15 protein-coding genes and 4 tRNA genes are annotated in these 22,304 nt (G+C 42.3%); 7 read left to right on the top strand and 12 right to left on the bottom strand.

All coding sequences use genetic code 11. The features are described 5' to 3' along the window. Nucleotides 1–83 precede the first annotated feature (83 nt). The 3 genes from nudC to dnaQ form a co-directional block, all read right to left on the bottom strand. On the bottom strand, nt 84–857 hold the full coding sequence (gene nudC / locus FTV43_RS02060) for an NAD(+) diphosphatase (protein WP_096902169.1): 774 nt from the start codon (nt 855–857) through the stop codon (nt 84–86). After that, nucleotides 857–2,500 (bottom strand): chemotaxis protein, encoded by a 1,644-nt coding sequence (locus tag FTV43_RS02055; RefSeq protein ID WP_179989406.1) that lies wholly within the window; start codon nt 2,498–2,500, stop codon nt 857–859. The genes nudC and FTV43_RS02055 overlap by 1 nt, the downstream gene beginning before the upstream one ends. Before the next feature lie 128 nt (nt 2,501–2,628). Then, the gene (gene dnaQ / locus FTV43_RS02050) at nt 2,629–4,134 is read right to left on the bottom strand and encodes a DNA polymerase III subunit epsilon (protein WP_004972656.1); all 1,506 of its coding nucleotides are present in this window, start codon (nt 4,132–4,134) and stop codon (nt 2,629–2,631) included. A 212-nt stretch (nt 4,135–4,346) separates the two neighbouring features. On the opposite strand from dnaQ, the gene FTV43_RS02045 reads away from it, so the two are divergent. The 6 genes from FTV43_RS02045 (at nt 4,347) to FTV43_RS02020 (ending at nt 14,641) form a co-directional block, all read left to right on the top strand. After that, nucleotides 4,347–7,616: a LysM peptidoglycan-binding domain-containing protein gene (locus tag FTV43_RS02045; RefSeq protein WP_179994765.1), complete on the top strand. Its 3,270-nt coding sequence runs from the start codon at nt 4,347–4,349 to the stop codon at nt 7,614–7,616. Between the two features lie 66 nt (nt 7,617–7,682). Then, nucleotides 7,683–9,530 carry an extracellular solute-binding protein gene (locus FTV43_RS02040; RefSeq protein WP_179994764.1) on the top strand — a complete coding sequence of 616 codons (1,848 nt, stop codon included), beginning with the start codon at nt 7,683–7,685 and terminating at the stop codon, nt 9,528–9,530. A 64-nt stretch (nt 9,531–9,594) separates the two neighbouring features. Beyond that, nucleotides 9,595–10,665 (top strand): microcin C ABC transporter permease YejB, encoded by a 1,071-nt coding sequence (locus FTV43_RS02035; protein ID WP_004972662.1) that lies wholly within the window; start codon nt 9,595–9,597, stop codon nt 10,663–10,665. Next, nucleotides 10,665–11,675, top strand: a complete 1,011-nt coding sequence (locus FTV43_RS02030; RefSeq protein ID WP_178319206.1) for an ABC transporter permease — start codon at nt 10,665–10,667, stop codon at nt 11,673–11,675. The genes FTV43_RS02035 and FTV43_RS02030 overlap by 1 nt, the downstream gene beginning before the upstream one ends. Further along, nucleotides 11,653–13,254, top strand: a complete 1,602-nt coding sequence (locus tag FTV43_RS02025) for an ABC transporter ATP-binding protein (protein WP_178319236.1) — start codon at nt 11,653–11,655, stop codon at nt 13,252–13,254. The genes FTV43_RS02030 and FTV43_RS02025 overlap by 23 nt, the downstream gene beginning before the upstream one ends. Before the next feature lie 142 nt (nt 13,255–13,396). Continuing rightward, nucleotides 13,397–14,641, top strand: a complete 1,245-nt coding sequence (locus FTV43_RS02020; RefSeq protein WP_179994763.1) for an NADH:flavin oxidoreductase/NADH oxidase family protein — start codon at nt 13,397–13,399, stop codon at nt 14,639–14,641. A 156-nt stretch (nt 14,642–14,797) separates the two neighbouring features. On the opposite strand, the gene FTV43_RS02015 is transcribed toward FTV43_RS02020, so the two are convergent. The 8 genes from FTV43_RS02015 to pyrC form a co-directional block, all read right to left on the bottom strand. Beyond that, nucleotides 14,798–14,873, bottom strand: a tRNA-Glu gene (locus FTV43_RS02015). Between the two features lie 55 nt (nt 14,874–14,928). After that, nucleotides 14,929–15,004: transfer RNA gene (locus FTV43_RS02010), tRNA-Glu, on the bottom strand. 25 nt (nt 15,005–15,029) lie between these two features. Further along, nucleotides 15,030–15,105 (bottom strand) — tRNA-Glu (locus tag FTV43_RS02005). Nucleotides 15,106–15,393: 288 nt separating this feature from the next. After that, nucleotides 15,394–16,812, bottom strand: a complete 1,419-nt coding sequence (locus tag FTV43_RS02000) for an amino acid permease (protein WP_026438458.1) — start codon at nt 16,810–16,812, stop codon at nt 15,394–15,396. 110 nt (nt 16,813–16,922) lie between these two features. Beyond that, a tRNA-Glu gene (locus tag FTV43_RS01995) sits at nt 16,923–16,998 on the bottom strand. A 149-nt stretch (nt 16,999–17,147) separates the two neighbouring features. Further along, nucleotides 17,148–17,306, bottom strand: a complete 159-nt coding sequence (locus FTV43_RS01990) for a hypothetical protein (protein WP_004972674.1) — start codon at nt 17,304–17,306, stop codon at nt 17,148–17,150. Between the two features lie 215 nt (nt 17,307–17,521). Further along, nucleotides 17,522–18,184 (bottom strand): ribonuclease T, encoded by a 663-nt coding sequence (rnt, locus tag FTV43_RS01985; RefSeq protein ID WP_096902181.1) that lies wholly within the window; start codon nt 18,182–18,184, stop codon nt 17,522–17,524. Then, on the bottom strand, nt 18,169–19,203 hold the full coding sequence (gene pyrC / locus FTV43_RS01980; RefSeq protein WP_179994762.1) for a dihydroorotase: 1,035 nt from the start codon (nt 19,201–19,203) through the stop codon (nt 18,169–18,171). Before pyrC ends, rnt begins: the two co-directional genes overlap by 16 nt. A gap of 197 nt (nt 19,204–19,400) precedes the next feature. Here pyrC and FTV43_RS01975 point away from each other — a divergent pair, with 197 nt between their 5' ends. After that, complete coding sequence (locus FTV43_RS01975) at nt 19,401–20,660, top strand: GGDEF domain-containing protein (RefSeq protein WP_179994761.1); 1,260 nt, start codon at nt 19,401–19,403, stop codon at nt 20,658–20,660. 116 nt (nt 20,661–20,776) lie between these two features. Here the strand turns inward: FTV43_RS01975 and argG are convergent, their stop codons facing one another. Next, complete coding sequence (gene argG, locus FTV43_RS01970; protein WP_179994760.1) at nt 20,777–22,120, bottom strand: argininosuccinate synthase; 1,344 nt, start codon at nt 22,118–22,120, stop codon at nt 20,777–20,779. Between the last annotated feature and the right edge of the window lie 184 nt (nt 22,121–22,304).

Below are 22,304 nucleotides of genomic sequence, written 5' to 3'. Positions count from 1 at the left end.
TCTTCTGTGGAAAATGGTAATTAAAAAAACCGTTGCAGCTTATGGGGTGCAACGGTTTTTAAATGCAAGATTGCGAATTAGACTTATAGCCAAGCTTTGGTGTCATCTGCCACAGGCGTGCCTTGGGTCACATGCATAATCATGGCATGGGCGATACTGCCTTTAAATGGAATATCAGGCAGTTGATCAAACTTAAAGAACTGTGCATCACGAATTTCTTCTTCCTGTAACTGAATTTCACCGCCTGCATATTCAGCTTTAAAGGCGATCATTAAGTTACTTGGAAAAGGCCACGGCTGGCTGGCAAGATACTGAATATTTTTAAGTTGTACGCCAACTTCTTCAAAAGTTTCACGACGTACTGCTTCTTCGAGTGTTTCACCCACTTCAACAAAGCCTGCGATTAAACCGTAAATGGGCAGTTTATTGCGTGCATTACGCGCCAATAAGACTTCATCTTCACCACGAGTAATCACGGTAATGACACATGGATTTACGCGCGGATATTGGTGATAGCCACAAGCAGGGCAGACCATGGCATATTGAGTCGCATGGACTTCGGTTTTATGACCGCAATGGCTGCAGAATTTATGATTGCGACGCCATTCGAGTAACTGAATGGCACGGCTAGCTTGTTCAAACTGTTGGGTGTTCCAGACTTGTAAAAGTTGTCGGATTGGAACCAGTTGAAAGCCTTCAGGGATAGATTCATCTTCAAGTAGATCTCGGGCAATCACTTGATCACCCGAGCTAAAACTTAAATCACTTGCCAACTTTTCCACACGTGGTAATTGGAAGTTTTCATCGACCAAAAGTTGTTGTTGCTGAAAAATATATGCAAGTGAGAGTTCAGTCATTAGGCTACAGTTTTCAATTTTTCACTACTGTCCAATGCTACCTTAAACATGCTTTGCAGAACAGGTTGTTTGTTCTTTAAATTGTCAATCAGCATATCTGCACTGGCAAGCGTATCTAAGATATTGTTGACCTGTTCAGCTGTTAAGTTTTGCCCTGCTTCAACTTGTGCATGCACAAAATCTGCAGATACTTTTAGTGCTTTTTGACCACTTTCAGCATTCAAGAACAACATTGCCCCTGCAACTTCACGAATTTGCGCTGAAGTATGCTCTAAATCTGCAACACTTTGAGTTTGTAGGTGCTGTGTCAGTGTTTGCGTGATTAAGTCAATCAGTAACTTGGTTTCAGTCAGCAATGCTTCGTGTGCTTCATCTAAACGATCTAGCGAAATGTTCATGTTATTCACACGTAACTGCAAACGGCTAGAGGTGTGGTGACGTTCAAGCACACCGATTGAGTTCATGGCCGATAAAATCACGTTCATTAATTGCTGGGCAAAGTTTTCATCTTTGAGTAATTCAGGACGGCTTAATGATTCAGCTTGGCGTTGTAAGTCCAAATGCGCTTCATTTAAGTTCAAGACTTTAAACAAGTTTGCTAACTCTGTTAATTTGCCTTGTAATTCCAGCGTTTTTTCAGGACTCATGTTTTGATAGTTGTATTCAATATCATTGCGAATTTGTGTCATTTCTGTGGTGACCAAATCGCTAATGGTATGCATGGTGTCAAAATCTGGACCATATAAATGACGGCTGAATACTTGGAGCTGCATGTCGGTGAGTAAGTCTTCACCAATATTCATTTGACTGCGAATATGTTGAGAAATTTCATCTTCTTGACTAATACACAGGCTCAACACATTCGCAAGATCAGACAAGCTGGCGGTAAAGCTTTCTGGCGTAGCAAAGTATTGACGCATATTGTGCTCAATACTAATAAAAGTACGCAAACGTGGCTCATTCAACAACAAGTTATCAATATGGTTAAAGGCAACGTGTACTAAGCCCCAATATTGCTGACTCGGATGTTGTTCTGCCAAACCTGCCAAATACGTTCCTACCAGTTTAATCGCTTGAAGATCCATGGCAGATTCTTCTTGCTTGAGCAGGTTATGTAATGACAGTTTATATAAGCGATGCACATAAGCCGACTTTTCTAAAGAAGGCACTTGCGGCAATTGGAAACTTGGAGTGATGCAGTCCAATAAAGTTTCAATATGCTGACCTTCCTGAGTCAATGGTTTACCCAATGCCAATTCTAAACGGTTTAAAGTGTCGAGTAGGAATTGTGGAATTTTAACTTCACGTAGGCAAATAAACTCAATATAACGCTTGAGCATGGTGGTGCCTTCGCTAAGTGCAATGACTTCCAGCGTGTTGATATTGCTTGGATTCCCCATAATTTTACGCATCAGCTCTGCTGAGTATTGCGCAATTTTTGCCAAGCTTTCCATATCAATTAAGGCTAAAACCTGAGCACACTGTTCAAACTGATTCAGTGCATCATCAATCCCAAAAGGCAAAGTTTGATCTTCTGCTAAGGTGCTTACTGCGGATTCAACCAGTTTGATAGAATTATCAACCTCATTTTTTATTATCAGTAAGGCAGTTGGATCAAAATGTATAGAGGTTTGGTAAGACATGGATCTGCACCTTTCCTAGTGTTTTATCTGTTTGTTGGTTCTTTGCAAAATACACAAAGTCCTATTTGCTTTAACTATAACTGAACTGGCAAATCTTTAAATACATAAAATTACAAAACTCGTAGATTTTATTTGGCAAAAAAGCAAGGTTTACCGTGTTTTTCTTCAAATTGTTTGACCCAATTCTCATGTGCAGCCAATTCTTCTTCTGATGGCAGAATCACAGCAAGATCAATATCAATGCTTAAACGATCACTTTGACGTTGCTGTTCTTCGCTTGCAGACAGAGCATCCATATCAAAGGCGACTTGTCCGCCAGTCATTGCCAAGTAAACATCGGCTAGAATTTCAGCATCTAGTAATGCGCCGTGGAACGTACGGTCACGCGCAGGAATTTCATAGCGTCTGACGAGCGCATCGAGTGAGTTTTTTTGCCCAGGATGCTTACTTTTTGCCATGAGCAGTGAGTCGGTCACTTCGCATACTTCGGACAAATTGCCCAACCCCGCACGACTGAACTCCATATCTAAGAAGTTCATATCGAAGGTGGCGTTATGCGCAATAATTTCTGCACCTTTAAGATATTGATACAGCACATCGGCAATTTCGGCAAACTTGGGTTTGTCTTTTAAGAACTCATCTGAAATACCGTGAATGTTTTCTGATTCACCGACCAGTTTTTCAGGCTGAATATAAATGTGGATGGAACTGCCCGTGAGTTTACGGTTAATCATTTCCAGCGCACCGACTTCAATAATTCGGTCACCATCTTGATAGTAAAAACCTGTGGTTTCGGTATCCAGAATCAGTTGGCGCGGGCCGTGTAGCTCCATTGTGGCAGGGGTGACCACAATATGCGGATGCAATTGAGTTGTGTTCACTGCGTCAACGCGAGCTGATGGATTGGTTTTTTCTGTTTCAGTTTCATCTGTAATGGTTGATTCAGTTGCAGGCACGTTGGTTTCTGCTTCAATGACATGAACAGATGCGCTGATTTCGAGTTCCGTGTCGGTTGCCTGATGAGCTTCCTGAAGCGTATTTTGCATATCTTCTGTTTCAACCTCGGCATCATCGCCCATTAAATCAAAACCAAACGGGTCATCGAGCAACCAGTCAGATTCCGCTTTTTTTTTATCATGTTCTGCTATGTCTACTGCCGATGTGATTAAGGTTGCATTGAGGGTTGGGTTTGAGTCTGCGGTTTTTAACATTTTGCTGACTTGATCTGCACCCACATTGGCGAGTTGATCTGCCATTTCATTACCTGCATGTCCTGCGTGACCTTTAATCCAGTGCCATTCAATTTCACGACCTTGACAGACCGCATCTAATTTTTGCCAAAGGTCAGGGTTTTTGACATCTTTCCAGTTTTTCTTTTTCCAACCGTGAATCCACTCGGTAATGCCTTGTTTGACGTAATTGGAGTCAGTCCAAATAATCAGCTTGGCATCCATTGGGCAAAATAAAATGCCTTCAATTGCTGCAGTCAATTCCATACGGTTATTGGTGGTTTGAGCTTCGCCACCATATAATTTATGTTCTTCTTGTTCGGTAACAATATACGCACCCCAGCCACCCAAGCCAGGATTACCACGACAAGCACCATCAACATATAAAGTGATTGTTTGAGACATAAATCAGATCCGCAGGTTGTGCAAAATAAATCAAAATGAAAAGCTATTGTATATCGCAAATTCGGTTTAGACGTGTAAATCCTGTCTATTTTTTAATTTCTTGTAACATTTATAGACGAAACGCGCTAAATTAATGCCTTGTGTCGTTGTCTAGCTCTACTACAATGGCAAGTCTAAAAAATAATTTATATACGAGTTGTTTGGATTTTTTTATGTATAAACCAACCACGCGCATGTGGCAGCCGACTTTACCTTCATTTTTAAAAATTACAGTTTTAGGTTCAGCATTGGCTGCCCTTGGCTTGATGACGGGCTGTAGCTCGACGCAGGGTGCGAGCAAGCCACTCACTTCAAGTCAGGTCGGTTCGGGTTATTTAGATGCCAGTACTTTAGATGGTCTGGAAGATTTACTCTCTGCAACCGATATGCGCGCGGTAGAAGGTGACCGTTTATTAATTTTAAAACACGGTGATGTCTGGAAGCGTATGACCGTTGGTTTCAAAATGGATTTAAACCATTGGAACCCACGTATTGAAGCGCAGCGAGGCTGGTTTATTTCACGTCAACCGTATTTGGATCGTTTAAGTGCGCGTGCGTCACGTTATTTGTATCACACGGTTAAAGAAGCTGAACGTCGTGGTATGCCAACTGAATTGGCGTTGTTACCTGTGATTGAAAGTTCCTATGACCCTGCAGCAACCAGTAGCGCAGCTGCCGCAGGTTTATGGCAGTTCATTCCAAGTACAGGGCGTATTTACGGCTTAAAACAAACTTCGATGTACGATGGTCGCCGAGATGTCGTGGAGTCGACTCGTGCTGCCTATGAGTTTTTGGGCAGTTTGTATAATCAGTTTGGTTCTTGGGAATTGGCATTGGCGGCTTATAACGCAGGCCCAGGTCGTATTCAACAAGCCATTAACCGCAATAAAGCTGCAGGTTTACCAACCGATTATTGGTCTTTAAAACTGCCGCAAGAAACCATGAACTATGTGCCGCGTTTCTTGGCGGTAGCACAAATTATTAAAAGCCCGCATGCTTATGGCGTGTCTTTACCCCCAATTGCCAACCGTCCACACTTCCGTGAAATTAATGTGGGCGCGGTGAATTTAAATGATGTGGCCAATATTACCGGTCTCAGCCGTGCCGAACTGTATTCGCTTAACCCTGGACATCGTGGGGATCGGATTGACACCCAAAGTCCAATGCGTATTTTGATTCCTGCAGATTTAAGCCCAACAGTCGATGCACGATTGAAAAAACTACAAGGTGGTGGCGGTTTATGGGCAAGCAATAGCAGCAACACACCATCGTTTTCATCTTCTGGTGTGGCCATTACACCATCTAAATCTGAGCCACCTGCGTTAACGACCAGTACAACAACCAGAACGACTACAGGCAAGCCTGCTGCCTCTACGGCAGTCACAACTACCACTACACCAAGCACAGCATCGACTACAGCCAGTGTTTCAAAACCAGCAACGACTACGCCTACACGTTTGTCACGTACGCCACAAGGTTCGGACGCTTTGGCAGCATTTGCTGCGGGTAGCGATATTCCAAGTGCGCCGCGTATTCCTGTTGCTGTTACACCTGCTGCCAATATTCAGCCTGTGCGGATTGAACCACCAATTTCCAATACTGAGCGTGAGCAAATTCTTGCAGCAGTGCAGGCAGAAGGTAGCAATAAAACTGTAGAAGAAGTGTTGCAGCCTGTGGCTTCTAAAGCAGAACAAGAACAACTTGTGGCTGAGTTGAAACAAATTGCGCCTCAAGGCACTGAAATTGTTGATCCATACGATGGAAAAATTAAGCTGACCGCTATTCAGACCAGTCTGTCTGTTGCAGAGCAGCAAGGTAAAGAATTAACCAAAGGTTTTGCTTACCCGAAAAGTGTGGCAGAAAATACGCGCCTAGATTCAGAAGAAGCAAAGCGTAACCAAGGTAAGAATTATGTGCGTACGGAGTCTGAAGTGGTGGTCGTACCACCAAAAGGCAAACGTACCACGTACACCGTGTTAGCGGGGGACACCTTGGCCAGTATTGCCATGAAAAATGGCTTGAACTGGCGTGATATTGCCAAGTGGAACCAAATTGCTCCAGATGCAACTTTGTATGTGGGCACCAGTATTTATTTATACGACGCCAAGCCACAAGTACAGGCAGAGCCTGCTAAGCTAAAAACCATGCCTGAGCAATACGTGGTGCAAGCCAATGATACCTTAACAGGTGTCGCCAGTCAGTTTGGTTTAACTGTAAAACAATTGGCAGATTTTAATAACTTAAGCACCACCAGTGGCTTATTTGTAGGGCAGCGTCTAAGTTTAAAAGAAACGGCTGCATCTAAAGCCAAAGCAGAAGCCGACAAAAAAGCCGCAGAACAGGCTGCAAAAATCGCAACCAAAACTTACGTAGTGAAGCGTGGCGAATACTTAAAACTGATTGCAGACCGTTATGCCTTGTCAAATCAGGAATTGGCTGATTTAACTCCAGGTTTAAACGCGAACAGTAGCTTATTGGTTGGGCAACGCATTAATGTGCCTGTAAATGAAGTGACTGCACAAAAAACGGAAGCGAGCAAAGCTGAAGCCAGTAAGTCAGAAACAAAAGCAGCAGAGCCAAACTATCCGACTGAAAACTACCAAGTACAGCGTGGTGATACTTTATCGAGCATTGCCAACCAAGCCAAAATTTCTTTGGCAGAGCTCGCCAGTTTAAATAATATAAGCACGCAAAGCGGTGTGCGCATTGGTCAAACCCTCAAAGTGCCTGCAGGTGTCAATGTGCCTGAGCGTTATACGGTACAACGTGGCGATACCTTATCGGCGATTTCGACAAAATATAATCTCAGCCAAGACTATATTGCAGACTTAAACAATCTAAGCCGTAACAGTGGTTTAAGAGCAGGACAAATTCTTAAACTCACGGGTGATGTTCCTGAGAAAAAAGCCCAAGTTGAAGCGGTGGCTGAAACCACCAATGATATTCACGTGGTCAAAGCAGGGGAAACTTTAAGCAGTATTGCGCGCCAATATAAATTGCAATTGAATTATTTGGCAGAGCTGAATGACCTTTCACGTACTGCCAATGTCCGCATTGGACAACGCTTAAAAGTCGATGCCAGCGCTGCAAAAAATGAAGTAAAAACAGAGGTCGTAAGTGCTGCGAAAAGCAGCAGTAGTAAAGCCACCGAAACTTATACCGTTAAAAGTGGTGAGTCTTTAAATTCGATTGCCAGCCGTGTGGGTGTGTCGGTTGCAGAATTGGCGAGTTTAAATAACTTAACGCCACGTTCAGGTTTACGCATTGGACAAAATATTCAAGTTCCCAAAACCGTAACTGAATATAAAGTGAAACGTGGGGATACGCTGATTGGCTTATCCAGTCGTTATGGCATCGACACCAAAGCATTGGCAGATTTAAATGATATGCAGCCAAATACTCAATTGCGTATTGGCGATGTGATTAAAGTCCCGAATCTGTAAAGTTTAATCCTGAGGATGTCATGTTTTGACGGCATCCTCAGGAATACTGCACAAGGAGCTGTGTGCATGTCATTTGCCATAAAAAAGACACACCAATATCTGGGCTGTATTTTAGGTTGTGTGGTCTTGCCGCAGTTTGGATGGGCTGCGTTACAAACCACGCCCTATATTGCCGTACATAGCCAGCCTCAGTATGTGGGGCGCTCGGCTATGCCTTATGCCAACCCGCAAGCGCCCAAAGGTGGCGATTTAATTCGTGCCAGTAATGGCACTTTTGATAATTTAAATGACATGAATGGCAAGGGCAGCTCAACCGATGGGGTGAGTTTTATATTCGATTCACTCATGAGCAGTTCTTTAGATGAGCCGGGGGTGATGTATCCCTTATTGGCAGAAAAAGTCAGCTATGACCCCAAGCAAACTGCATTTGTCATTTTTCATTTAAATCCTAAAGCTAAATTTAGTGATGGCAGCCCAGTTACAGCAGATGATGTGAAATTCAGTTTTGATGCTTTTCAGACCAAGTCTAATCCAGGTTTGCAAATGTATTTATCCGATTTAGATAAAACCACGGTCTTGTCTAAGCATCAGGTTAAAGTCAGTTTTAAATCCACTAACAATGCAGAAATGCCGCTGATTTTGTCGCAAATGCCAATCTATTCTAAAAAAGACTGGCAAAAGCGTGACTTTACCCGCATCACACTAGAACCGATTTTAGGTTCAGGGCCGTATCTTATTGAGCGGATTGATGCAGGGCGCAGCATTACTTATAAGCGTAATCCAAATTATTGGGGCAAAGATTTACCCGTAAATAAAGGGCGCTATAATTTTGACCGCCTGAAGTATGTTTATTATCGCAATCTGGATATTGCCTTTGAAGGGTTTAAGTCAGGGCAATACACGCTGCATGAAGAATATACCGCACGAAAATGGGTTACGGAATATCGTTTTCCTGCTGTGAATGCGGGTATGGTGGTCAAGCATAAATTTCAGCACCAAAACCCAATTCCGACTCAAAGTTTTGTTTTTAATACCCGTAGACATGCGTTTCAGGATATTCGTTTTAGGCAGGCTTTAACCTACGCTTATGATTTTGAATGGCAAAACAAAGCCTTGTTTTATGGGCAATATCGCCGTTTGCAAAGTTATTTTTCTAACAGTGAATTAGAAGCCAAAGGCACACCTTCAGCCGCAGAATTGTCTGTTTTAAAACCCTATTTGGCCAAGCTGCATCCTATTCAACGCCAAGGCGTATTGCAAAATTGGCATTATCCTGTGACTGATGCCAGTGGCTTTAACCGTAACGGCTTGCTTAAAGCCCGTGAATTGCTTTTGAAAGCGGGTTATCGTTTTCAGCAAGGTAAATTGGTCGATGCCAAAGGCAAAGCCATTCAAATTGAATTTTTAATTCATCAGGATGGTTTGCAACGCACATTAGTGCCTTTTGTGCGCAATATGAAACGTCTGGGTGTTACGGTAAATATTCGGCATGTCGATGTGCCGCAATATATTGAACGCATGCGCCGTGCCGATTTTGATATGACCACCAGTGTCATGCCGCAATCTTTAAGTCCAGGCAATGAGCAAGCACAGCTTTGGAGTAGTGCTGCCGCAGATCAACCAGGAAACTATAATTACGCAGGCATTAAAAACCCAGTAATTGATGAAGTGGTACAACAGTTGATTCGTGCGCCTAATCGTGAACAATTGATTGTGCGTACCAAAGTTTTGGATCGTTTATTGCGTGCGGGGTATTATCAAATTCCAACCTATGGCAAAGGTGAAAACTGGTATGCCTATTGGAATATGTATCGTCAGCCCGCCATCAAACCTAAACTATCGGCAGGAATTGATTATTGGTGGAGTGATGCTGCCCAAGCCAAGAAAGTTGCACATTATTTACGTCAACAATAACGATTTTAAAACTCAAGCATGACAGTGTTTGCGATAAACCAGAACATTGCCAAAAGGTAAGTACATGGGCACATACATACTCAAAAGATTGCTCCTGATTATTCCAACCTTGTTTTTCATTTTATTGATTAACTTTGTGGTGATTCAAATTGCACCGGGCGGTCCAGTCGAACAGGCGATTCAGCAAGCCGAAGCCTTTCAGGGCATGGGGGCGACAGGCGGTGAAACTGCTGCAACCTCCAATAGCAGCAATTATCAAGGTGCTAAAGGTTTAAGTGATGAAATGGTCGCAAAAATCGAAGCGCAATATGGATTCGATAAACCTGCACATGAGCGCTTTTGGCAAATGCTCACCAGCTATGTGCAGTTCGATTTTGGCACCAGCTTTTTTAAAGATAAACCTGTGACCCAATTGTTATGGGAAAAATTACCTGTATCGCTATCTTTAGGTTTATGGAGCACCTTGCTGATTTATTTAATTTCTATTCCTTTAGGCATTAAAAAAGCCCGTCAGCATGGCTTGTTGTTTGATAAAGCCACTTCTATTTTGTTGGCGATTGGCTATGCCATTCCTGCGTTTGCCTTTGCTATTTTACTGATTGTATTTTTTGCAGGCGGTTCATATTTTCAGTGGTTTCCTTTACAGGGTTTGGTGTCTGAAAACTTTGCTCAATTGAGTCTGTGGGGAAAAATCACCGATTATTTTTGGCACATGACTTTGCCTTTATTGGCGATGGTGATTGGTGGTTTTGCAGGGCTGACCTATCTGACCAAATATTCATTTATGGAAGAATTAAACAAACAATATGTGTTGGCGGCACGTTCTAAAGGTCTTACTGAATCGCGTGTGTTATATGGGCATGTGTTTCGTAATGCCATGCTGATTGTGATTGCAGGTTTACCCGAAGCGTTGGTGAGTATTTTCTTTGTTGGGAATTTATTCATCGAAATTATTTTTAATTTAGATGGATTAGGCCTGCTTGGTTTTGAGGCGATTGTACAGCGTGATTATCCTGTAATTTTTGGCACTTTGTTTATTTTTACCTTATTGGGCTTAATTCTACGCTTAATCAGCGATGTGTTATATCAGGTGATTGACCCACGTATTAGTTTTGAATCGCGAGGGGCAAAATAATGTCACCGATCATGCAGGCGCGTGTGCAGCGTTTTAAACAGAATAAATTGGGTTTTGGTTGTTTCATTGTCTTTATCATTATTTTTGTGTTGTCTTTGGCGGCAGAACTGATTGCCAATGATAAACCGTTATTGGTCAAATATGAGCAATCTTTATATCTGCCAGTGTTCAAGGCTTATCCTGAAACGACCTTTGGCGGTGTATTTGAAACCGAAGCAGATTATAAAGACCCAGTGGTGCAACAACTGATTGCAGACCGAGGATGGGCAGTTTGGCCGCTCATTGAGTTTTCTTACCAGACCCCGAATTTAGATTTGGCCGTTCCTGTACCTTCTGCACCAACTGCACAAAATTGGCTAGGTACAGATGACCAAGGGCGCGATGTGTTGGCGCGAATTTTATATGGCTTGCGTGTATCGCTGTTATTTGGCTTTGCATTGACTTTTGCATCGGCAGCTTTGGGCATTTTGGTCGGGGCAATTCAGGGCTACTATGGCGGCTGGGTCGATTTAATTGGTCAGCGCGTTTTAGAGGTGTGGGGCGGTTTACCGATGCTGTTCATGGTGATGATTTTGGTCAGCATGTTTACCCCAAGTGTGTATTGGCTATTTGTGATTATGCTGTTATTTGGCTGGACGACACTGGTCGGCTTGGTTCGAGCAGAATTTTTACGCGCCCGAAATTTTGACTATGTCCGTGCAGCGCGAAGTTTAGGCGTAACCGATCGTACCATTATGTTTCGGCATATTTTACCCAATGCCATGAGTTCGAGTTTGTCGCAGTTGCCATTTATGCTAACCGCCAATATTACAGCTTTAACTGCACTGGATTTTTTAGGTTATGGCTTACCGCCCGATGCAGCATCTTTAGGGGAGTTGTTGTTACAAGGTAAAAATAATTTAAATGCACCTTGGTTGGCATTGTCAGGCTTTTTTACCTTAGCAATTGTGCTGTCCTTGTTAATTTATATTGGGGAGGCGACCCGTGATGCATTCGATCCAAGACGTTAATTCTTCAACTGCATCACAGCCTGCAGTATTGCTAACAGTCAGTCATCTGCATATTCGGCAGCAGGAACAGGTTTTGCTGCACGATTTAAACTTTGAGCTGCATGCAGGCGAAACCATTGCTTTGGTTGGTGAAAGTGGTTCTGGAAAATCTATTAGTAGTTTGGCATTGCTGGGTTTATTGCCCGAACATTTACAGGTGCAAGGTCAGGCAGTCTTTGCAGAACAAGATTTACTTCGCCTTAAACCGCAACAATTGCGACAAGTTCGTGGTCAAAAAATTGCCATGATTTTTCAGGAACCAATGACGGCTTTAAATCCGTTGCATCGAGTGGAAAAAATTATTGGTGAAAGTTTATTACTCCAAGGTTGGAGCAAAGAAAAAACGCGTGCCCGGGTGCTGCAATTACTTGCAGATGTCGGCATTCCACAGCCTGAAGAAAAACTAAAGCGTTATCCACATGAATTATCTGGGGGGCAACGTCAGCGAGTGATGATCGCAATGGCGTTGGCACTCGATCCCGATATTTTAATTGCTGATGAACCAACTACGGCTTTAGATGTGACTTTGCAGGCGCAGATTTTGGATTTATTAAAAAGCCTGCAAGTGCGTCGTAATATGGCCATGATTTTGATCAGCCACGATTTGAACTTGGTCAAACAATATGCAGATCAGGTCATTGTCATGAATCATGGACGGGTCGAAGAACAGGGCAGTGTGGCAGATATTTTTAATAGACCGCAGCAAGCCTATACCCAAAACTTGTTGAATCATGATTTTGGTGAAGCTTTGCAGGTTGATGAGTTGCCGACCATTTTGGAGTTGGAGCAGGTTGCTGTGAAATTCCCGATTAAACAAGGCTTGCTGAATCGGGTTAAAGATTATGTGGTTGCGGTTGAGCCGTTAAGCTTCGAACTTCCGCAAGGTCAATCGATTGGTATTGTTGGTGAAAGTGGTTCGGGTAAAAGTTCATTGGCACTTGCAATTGCACGATTGATTGAAAGTGAGGGAAAAATTGAACTACTTGGGCAAGATCTGAATCAACTGAATGAACGCCAATTGCGTCCCTTACGTCAGCAGTTTCAAATTGTATTTCAAGACCCGTTTAGCAGCTTAAATCCACGTTTAAATGTGGAGCAAACCATTGGTGAGGGTTTGGCATTGCAACAATTGTCCAAGCCTGAAATCATCCAGCGCATTGATGAAGCTCTAAGCAAAGTGGAATTGCCTGTGAGTTTTAAACAACGCTATCCGCATGAATTGTCGGGTGGGCAACGTCAACGGATTGCATTAGCACGCGCGTTGGTGCTGCGTCCTAAACTGTTAATTATGGATGAGCCGACTTCTGCCTTAGACCGTACCACGCAACGTGCTGTCGTGCAGCTGTTACGCCGTTTGCAGCAGCAAGAACAGATGAGCTATTTGTTTATTAGCCACGATTTGCAAGTGGTGAAAGCACTGTGTCAAAAAGTGTTGGTGCTGCATCAAGCGAAAGTCATGGAATTTCAAGATACTGTACAGTTATTTAGCCATCCGCAAACAGAATATACCCGTCAATTGATTGCTGCCAGTGAGTATTAAACCTTCAATATTTTTAAACAGCTATTTCGGCTGGCTGACTTGTTTTACCATTTTGACAATAAGATTTGTCAAAATGGCATTGACCTGTTCCGAAAAATCTTTAGAGTAAAAAAGACCAATAAAACACAATACGGAACAGTGTATGAGCCATCTTGCCGAAACAATTCAGATTCGTAATACCATGTTTAAAAATCGCATCATTAAAGGCGCGATGAGTGAGGCGCTTGCCAACACGGCAGGGCAGCCGAATAGCCTGCATTTAGGTCTATATGAAGCATGGGCAAAAGGTGGTTTGGGCTGTGCCATCACTGGCAACGTAATGGTCGATTTACGTGCCAAAAATGAACCGGGTGTTGTGGGAATTGAATCAGACCGAGATATAGAAAAGCTCAAACAGTGGGCAGAAGTTGGTAAACGTTATGGCATGGTGCAATTGGTACAGTTGTCACATCCTGGGCGGCAATGTCCGAAAGGTTTGAATAAAGAAACGGTTGCACCTTCGGCTGTGCCTTTTAGTCCAAGTTTAGCTTTGAGTTTTGGTACACCACGTGAACTACATGAAGATGAAATCCTCGATATTATTCAGCGTTTTGCCAAAGCTGCACAGATTTGTGAGCAAGCGGGCTTTGAAGGGATTCAACTGCATGGTGCGCATGGCTATTTGATCAGCCAGTTTTTATCGCCACTGACCAATAAACGCCAAGACCAATGGGGCGGCAATATTGAAAACCGTATGCGCTTTTTGATGCAAATTTATCAAGCGGTACGTGCAGCGACCTCAGACAATTTTATTGTATCAGTCAAACTAAACTCTGCAGATTTTCAACGTGGCGGCATCACTGAAGAAGAAGTGATTAGCGTGTTTAAAGCCATGGATGAAGCAGGTATAGATATGATTGAAATTTCAGGTGGTACTTATGAAGCACCCGCGATGGCAGGCTCTAAAGCTGATAAACGTAAACCAAGTACCATTGCCCGTGAAGCCTATTTTTTATCTTTTGCGGAATTGATTCGCAGTCAGGTGAAATGCCACTTAATGGTGACAGGTGGTTTTAGAACGGTAGTTGCCATGAATGCTGCTTTGGACAGTGGTGCATGTGACTTTATTGGGATCGCCCGACCATTTGCGGTAGAAACCGATTTAGCCAACCGTTTGTTGGCGGGTCAAGATGTACGTTACGGGATCGATAAAATTAAAACTGGTATCCCGATGATTGATAAAATGGCAATTATGGAAATTATTTGGTATGCCGCGCAGTTCAAAGCAATTGCACAAGGCAAGCGTCCAAACCCAAAACTCTCGCCTTTAAAAGTCTTTTTCAAATATTTAAAAGGCAATTTAACTGCGGTGATTAAAGGACAGGTCAACTCACGTAAATCAGCTTGATTCGTATTTTTCAAACCTCAGTGGACGGATTCAAAGCTTAAACTATGGTTTTTGAATCAGTCCGCACAGATTGAAATATAAAACTAATGCGTTAGATAGCAAAAAGCCCAAGTCATATTGATTGGGCTTTTTGTTGAGATGTAAACATCTCGAATATGGCGTCCCTACGGGGATTCGAACCCCGGTTACCGCCGTGAAAGGGCGATGTCCTAGGCCTCTAGACGATAGGGACAAATAGAAGTTTATATTTTTAAACCATGTAACAACCAATGCAGTTGTTGAGAATATGGCGTCCCTACGGGGATTCGAACCCCGGTTACCGCCGTGAAAGGGCGATGTCCTAGGCCTCTAGACGATAGGGACTTAAAAAAATATCTACTTCTGAAATTGGCGTCCCTACGGGGATTCGAACCCCGGTTACCGCCGTGAAAGGGCGATGTCCTAGGCCTCTAGACGATAGGGACGTTTCAGAGGTGGGCGTATAATAGGGCGTATAAGGGGGGGTGTCAAACGCTTTTCTGCAATAATTCTGAAAAAAATGTTCAACTGAATAAAATTAAAACTATTCTGCTGTCGTGATACGTTTGAAGCGGTAAAAATCATGCTTTTCAAGTTATTTTTAAATGGACACATTTATTAGAGCAGCATGATTTTCTTTGTATTTTGCAGTATTCATTGCTAATCAACACAACTCAAAAAACAAGGCAATCCGAAGATCGCCCCTATTGTTTTACATCATCGCTAAAAAAGCATTATGATTTTTTGTGATAAATCATGTAATAACTGAGATAGCACAACACAATAAAAATCATACAGCCAATAAAACCTGCCAGCATTTCAGGGTCAAACACCATACTTAAGCAAGTAATAAAACAGAACACAAAACCTAAAATAGGCACTATTGGAAATAGCGGTGCAGCAAAACCTAAGTCCTGCACGGTTTTACCTTGTTTATACCATTGGCGACGGAAGTTAAACTGGCTTAAACAAATGCTCATCCAGACCACGACCATGGTAAATGCAGCCACACCCAAGAGGTTTTTAAAGATGGTTTCAGGCGCAAATTGTTCAGACAATAAACCTGGCATTGCACCGAGCATGGTGACCATGACTGCAATATAAGGAATACCACGCGCATTCACCTTAGAAAAAATCTGTGGTAATTGCTTTTGGTGTGAGAGCGACCACATCATTCGTGAAGCTGCAAATAAACCTGAGTTCGCTGCAGAGAGTAACGCTGTGATAATCACAAAACGAATAATATCTTCCGCATAAGGAATACCAATCTGATTAAACACCGTTACAAAAGGACTGCTGCTTACACCTTCTGCAGCCAAACCTGCAGCCTGATGTGGTAGCAAGGCACTAATCACCACAATGGTACCTACAAAGAAAATCAACAGACGGAAAATTGCGGTATTGATTGCTTTAGGCACGTTTTTGGCAGGGTCTTTGGTTTCACCTGCGGCAACACCAATCAACTCTGTACCTGAAAAGGCGAAATTAACAATTAACATGGTGGCAAAAATAGGGAATAGCCCTTCAGGAAACCAACCTTGTGCGGTTAAATTGCTAAATAAAGGTGCAGAGGTATAACCTTGATAAGACACAGCACCTAAAATTGCCATTAAACCCAAAACGATAAAGGCAATGACAGTCACGACTTTGACCAAAGATAGCCAAAACTCAGATTCTGCAAACAAGCGCGTGGAAATCATATTCAAACCAAATACAACGCCACCAAAAATCAGTGTCCAAATCCACATGGAAATATGCGGGAACCATTCCTGCATTAGCAACGCAGCGGCGGTAAATTCTGTGCCTAAAGTGACCGACCACGTGAGCCAATATAACCAAGTGATGGTATAGCCCGTGCCAGGTCCAATATATTGTTTGGCGTATGCCCCAAATGAACCTGAAACAGGCATGTGTACGGCAAGCTCGCCCAAACACAGCATCACCATATAGGCAATTAAACCACCAAAAATATAAGCGATGATGGCGCCAACGGGGCCTGTTTGTGCAATGACTTCACCTGAGCCTAAAAATAGACCTGTGCCAATAGCACCGCCCAGTGAAATCATAACCAAATGTCGAGTGCTCATCGCACGTTTTAAAGGCATAGTATTGCCTTGATGCACAGCATCATTTTGATGATTCGATGACGGCATAAGTGATAGGAGAAAAAATGAAATGAAGCGAAGTATTGTAGAGAAAAACTACAAATCTGCAATCTTGAAATAATAAATTTGGATTAGAAATGATCGTATAGCACGATAAATGGCGTCCCTACGGGGATTCGAACCCCGGTTACCGCCGTGAAAGGGCGATGTCCTAGGCCTCTAGACGATAGGGACGTTGCGAGGTGATGCGTATATTATGAATTTTTAGCGACAGTGTCAAACCTGAATCTAAAAAAACTGCCGCACTATTTGTTATTTGCTTAAAAAATAATACATCTTTAAAAATAAATCAGTGCATGTAAATTTGAATACGGTGCATCATTTTAATGATCAGGGGTTTGATATTGCTTTTCAGTGGTTGTTGTTTGTGTGGCTGCGGGTTGAGTGCTTGGTTTAGGTTGAGCAGGCTCACGATTCACAATATAAAGATACAACGCAGAAGGCGCGAGAATGACCAAAACCAAGACAATTTTTTTCAACATGGCAGAATCAATAACACAAATTGGAATATTGCCATTATAACCAAAGCCAGCTCAAAAGACTGCATGCATAAAAGCTGATTCGCAGTAAAAATCATTTTGATGCTCAGTCTTGTGGTTGAAAAGCACGAATCAAAACCACAACACTAAAAAGAAAACAGGACGACAAACGCAGTCTGTCATCCTGTAAACATCTCAATGTTCGAGTACAAATCGTATTATTGATCTGTGTTGAGTAAGTTCTCTACCATGTGCGGCGCAAGTTTATTTAGAATAAAACAAAACAGCTCTGCAGTTTTTTGCGTATCGTATAAAGCTGAATGAGCTTCTTTGCCATCAAACTCAATACCTGCCTGAATGCATGATTTTGCCAGCACCGTTTGACCAAACATCACCGCACTTAAAGTCACTGTATCAAACACTGAAAAGCTGTGGAATGGGTTTTGGTTTTTCGTGCCTGTGCGGGCAATGGCTGCTTGTACAAAGCCTAAATCGAAATGCGCATTGTGACCGACCAAAATGGCATGGGTACAATTCTGTTGGCGACGCACTTCATTGACTGATTTGAAAATCCGTTTTAATGCGGTTTTTTCATCTTCAGCCATAGCCATACGCATAGGGTTGAAAGGATCAATCCCAATAAAGTCCAACGAACGACGGTCTAAATTTGCCCCTTCAAACGGGTTGATATGCGCATGATACGCTTCACCTGGTACAAATTTGCCATCCGCATCATAAATAATTGGAATGGCAGCAATTTCCAACAAAGCATCGGTTTGGGCATTAAAGCCTGCGGTTTCCACATCAACCACCACAGGCAAAAAACCACGAAAACGTTGCCCCATCACGGGCAAAGTTGTATCTGTCACACTTTTCTCCATTGAATGGTTTTACCCGCATATAACGGAATAATTTGTTCACCATCCAAGTAGTCTAAACTGGTTGGAATGATTTGCTCTTCTTTCACCAAAGTAATGGTGTTGGTATTACGCGGCAAACCATAAAAATCTGCACCAAAGAAGCTTGCAAAGCCTTCTAAGCGGTCAATACGTCCAACTTGATCAAAAGCTTGTGCATAAAGCTCAATTGCCGTAGGCGCACTATAGCAGCCTGCACAGCCACATGCATTTTCTTTGGCATTTTTTGAGTGCGGTGCGCTATCTGTCCCTAAGAAAAATTTAGGATTTCCGCTAGTTGCGACTTCTAATAAGGTTTGTTGATGGGTTTGACGCTTTAAAATAGGCAAACAATAGAAATGCGGTTTTACGCCACCTACTAACATATCATTACGGTTAAATAATAAATGTTGTGGGGTAATGGTTGCTGCGACATTACGGCCTTGTTCTAAAACAAATTGCGCTGCTTCAGAGGTCGTAATGTGTTCAAGCACCAATTTTAAGTTTGGAAATTGTTGTAATAATGGTGAAAGCACTTCATCTAAGAAACGTTTTTCACGGTCAAAAATATCGACATGATTGTGCGTGACTTCGCCGTGCAGTAATAATGGCACTTGTTGTTCTTCAAGTTGCTCAATCACCGCATATACTTTACGAATGTCGCTCACCCCATTGTCTGAATTGGTGGTCGCGCCAGCAGGGTAAAGTTTAATGGCATTCACATGCGCAGAGGCTTTAATTTTCTTGATTTCTTCGGGAGAGGTTTGATCGGTAAAATACAACACCATACGCGGATCAAAATTTACACCTTCAGGGACGTGTGCCATGATGCGTTCACGATACGCTTCCGCTTCTTCTACCGTTTTTACTGGTGGAACAAGGTTAGGCATACAAATTGCGCGTGAAAATTGCTTGGCAAGATCGGGAACAGTACGTTGTAGTGCTAAACCATCACGTAAATGAGCATGCCAGTCATCTGGCTGGATAAGAGTAATCGTATTCAAGGCGCTGCCAGTCTGAAAAATAAAACAGATGATAATCTATAAATGTTAAAATGGTAACGTCGAAAGCCATAAAAAATAGAAATGCCTGAATTAATTGTTTCGACATTGTGTTATTTTTAAACCACTAAAAAAATTATATTCAGGTTGTTACAGTTTTGCTGTGCAACAATCGTGATTAAATGGAATTTAAAGCATCCATGGAATACAAATATAAGTTAGCCAAGCTACAGTACGACAAAGAAAAAAATGAAGAGTTGATTAAACGTCAACGTAAACGTGCGGGGCAGGTTTTTCCGAAACAACTGGAAGTTGAGTTTTGGCAACAGCATCTTGAACAAGCTCGGCACAACATTAACCAATATTTTTGGTCGGGCGTACTCATCTACTTTATTATCACTGTGCTGATGATTACTGGGGATTATTGGATTATTGATCGTAATTTTTTTAAACACGATTTTATCCACTCTTTACTAGGCTTGGTCAATGGCGCGTTTTGCTTACTGACCCTGTTCTTTTTTGCTCATTATAAAATTTTGCGCCCGTATTATGCCTATGCCGCCATGGCTATGATTTTTTGGGCTATCGTGTCGATGACCTGGCTGACCATGACGGTGCATACCGAAGTATTTAGACACCAAGCCATAATGATCATTAGCATGATTTATATTATGGGTTTTGTACTGACAGGGGTGAAGCCGTTTCACATGCTGCTGACAGGGTTAATGGCAGCCGTGGTTGCCATGATTATGCTATTAACTTTGTATATTCCAATTGATGTGATGGTGATGGGGCGGGTGTTGGTTGGCAGTACGGTAGTGGGTTTTTTAATCAGTAAAATGCTGTGTACCCGTGAGCGGATGATTTTTTTGGTCATGCACCAAGCCCGACTTAGTGAAAAAATTAACCGTATTCATGCCGAAGAATTGTTACATTTAAGTCAGCATGATGCGCTGACCAAAGTATCCAATCGACGTACTTTTGATGAAATGTTGGACAGCTATTTTGAACAGGCTCGGCATGATGAAGCGCCATTGTCTTTACTCTTTATCGATGTCGATTTTTTTAAAAAATATAATGATCATTATGGGCATCAAAAGGGAGATGAAGTCATTTCAGCGATTGCCAAATCCATTAAAGACTCAATTCGTCACATGGATTTTGTTGCGCGTTATGGTGGTGAAGAATTTGTGGTGTTATTGCCAGAAACCGATGCGCATGGTGCGTATGCTGTGGCTTCCAATATTTTTAAAGCGGTTGAGCGTTTAGCGATTCCACATAGTCAATCTTTGGTTGACAGTAATGTCACCATCAGTTTGGGCTTTACCGTCTATAAAGGTGAGGCGGACATTTTTAAAAGCGATTTCTTACAACGTGCAGACCAAGCCTTGTACCGTGCGAAACAGTTGGGACGTAATCAAATTTATTACCACACTTTGCAGGTGGAAGAAGTGCTGTAAATTTTTCTATTGCAGCTTTCATTTAGTATGAATTGTTTAGTCCTCATGTTTAAACAAACATAAAAAAGCCGCTCAATTTGAGCGGCTTTCGATTTCACAAAATCATCACCAAGTGATTATTTGTTTTTGTCTTTCAATTGTGGCACTGCAGAACCTGAACCAATCGACAATAAGCCAGAATTGGTATAAAGACCCAATTTAGCGCGTGTATCGGTAATGTCTAGGTTACGCATAGTTAACTGACCAATACGATCCATTGGCGTAAACATTGAATCACCTTTCTCCATAGTTAAACGCTCAGCTTCATAAGTGAGGTTCGGAGATTCAGTGTTCATAATGGTATAGTCATTACCACGACGTAATTCTAAAGTCACTGTACCAGTAATTGCTTTAGCCACCCAACGCTGCGCAGTTTCACGTAACATTAACGCTTGAGAATCGAACCAACGACCTTGATACAATAAACGACCTAAACGTAAACCGTTAATGCGGTATTGTTCAATCGTATCTTCGTTGTGAATACCCGTAACCAAACGCTCATAAGCAATGTGCAATAACGCCATGCCTGGTGCTTCATAAATACCGCGAGATTTTGCTTCAATAATACGGTTTTCGATTTGGTCAGACATCCCCAAACCATGACGACCACCAATACGGTTCGCTTCAAGAATCAACTCAACAGGGTTTTCAAAACGCTGACCGTTTAATGCAACTGGCATACCTTCTTCAAAGGTAACCGACACTTCTTCGGCTTTAACTTCAACGTCATCTTTCCAGAACGCCACGCCCATGATTGGATCAACGATTTTGATGCCAGCATCTAGGTACTCAAGGTCTTTCGCTTCGTGTGTTGCACCTAGCATGTTTGAGTCAGTTGAATAAGCTTTTTCTTTTGACATTTTATAGTCAAAACCATTGTCGATAAGGAATTGTGACATTTCCGCACGACCGCCTAATTCATCAATAAAGGTTTGGTCTAACCACGGCTTATAAATTTTAAGCGCAGGATTAGTCAATAAACCATAACGATAGAAACGCTCAATATCGTTACCTTTATAGGTTGAACCATCACCCCAGATGTTTACGTCATCTTCTTTCATGGCAGTCACTAGCATTGTACCTGTTACTGCACGACCAAGCGGGGTGGTGTTAAAGTAAGGCATACCGCCTGTGCTGATATGGAATGCACCACATTGAATGGCAGCAATACCTTCCAAAGCCAACTGCATACGGCAGTCAACCAAGACTGCTTTTACCGCACCGTATTCTTCAGCTTTCTTTGGAATGGCATCATAGTCATCTTCATCTGGCTGACCCAAGTTTGCGGTATACGCATATGGTTCAGCGCCTTTTTGCTTCATCCACAATAAAGCAGCTGAAGTATCTAGACCACCAGAAAAGGCGATACCGACTTTTTTGCCTACTGGTACATTCTGCAAGATAGTTGCATTATCAGTCATTGCTAGTCCTAACTTTTTTAAAATAGGCACCACATTTGGTGGCCAAGGAGAATTCTAAACTGCAAATTATAGCACTCTTTAAAATGCTTGTTTTCGTTAAAAAAGCGCATTTGATAAAAAAATCAGGTTCAGGCTTAAATTTTCATTTAGAAATGGCAAACTTGGTATAGATGTTGAAGATCAA

Source organism: Acinetobacter sp. YH16053, from assembly GCF_013417035.1.
Lineage (GTDB): Bacteria > Pseudomonadota > Gammaproteobacteria > Pseudomonadales > Moraxellaceae > Acinetobacter > Acinetobacter towneri.
Note: the sequence above shows the minus strand (reverse complement) of the source record. Positions and strands in the feature narration are given on the sequence as shown.

Excerpts from the sequence above, each read along its gene's own strand:
- nudC (WP_096902169.1), bottom strand. The coding sequence starts at position 857 with ATGACTGAACTCTCACTTGCATATATTTTTCAGCAACAACAACTTTTG.
- FTV43_RS02055 (WP_179989406.1), bottom strand. The coding sequence starts at position 2,500 with ATGTCTTACCAAACCTCTATACATTTTGATCCAACTGCCTTACTGATA.
- dnaQ (WP_004972656.1), bottom strand. The coding sequence starts at position 4,134 with ATGTCTCAAACAATCACTTTATATGTTGATGGTGCTTGTCGTGGTAAT.
- FTV43_RS02045 (WP_179994765.1), top strand. The coding sequence starts at position 4,347 with ATGTATAAACCAACCACGCGCATGTGGCAGCCGACTTTACCTTCATTT.
- FTV43_RS02040 (WP_179994764.1), top strand. The coding sequence starts at position 7,683 with ATGTCATTTGCCATAAAAAAGACACACCAATATCTGGGCTGTATTTTA.
- FTV43_RS02035 (WP_004972662.1), top strand. The coding sequence starts at position 9,595 with ATGGGCACATACATACTCAAAAGATTGCTCCTGATTATTCCAACCTTG.
- FTV43_RS02030 (WP_178319206.1), top strand. The coding sequence starts at position 10,665 with ATGTCACCGATCATGCAGGCGCGTGTGCAGCGTTTTAAACAGAATAAA.
- FTV43_RS02025 (WP_178319236.1), top strand. The coding sequence starts at position 11,653 with ATGCATTCGATCCAAGACGTTAATTCTTCAACTGCATCACAGCCTGCA.
- FTV43_RS02020 (WP_179994763.1), top strand. The coding sequence starts at position 13,397 with ATGAGCCATCTTGCCGAAACAATTCAGATTCGTAATACCATGTTTAAA.
- FTV43_RS02000 (WP_026438458.1), bottom strand. The coding sequence starts at position 16,812 with ATGCCGTCATCGAATCATCAAAATGATGCTGTGCATCAAGGCAATACT.
- FTV43_RS01990 (WP_004972674.1), bottom strand. The coding sequence starts at position 17,306 with ATGTTGAAAAAAATTGTCTTGGTTTTGGTCATTCTCGCGCCTTCTGCG.
- rnt (WP_096902181.1), bottom strand. The coding sequence starts at position 18,184 with ATGGAGAAAAGTGTGACAGATACAACTTTGCCCGTGATGGGGCAACGT.
- FTV43_RS01975 (WP_179994761.1), top strand. The coding sequence starts at position 19,401 with ATGGAATACAAATATAAGTTAGCCAAGCTACAGTACGACAAAGAAAAA.
- argG (WP_179994760.1), bottom strand. The coding sequence starts at position 22,120 with ATGACTGATAATGCAACTATCTTGCAGAATGTACCAGTAGGCAAAAAA.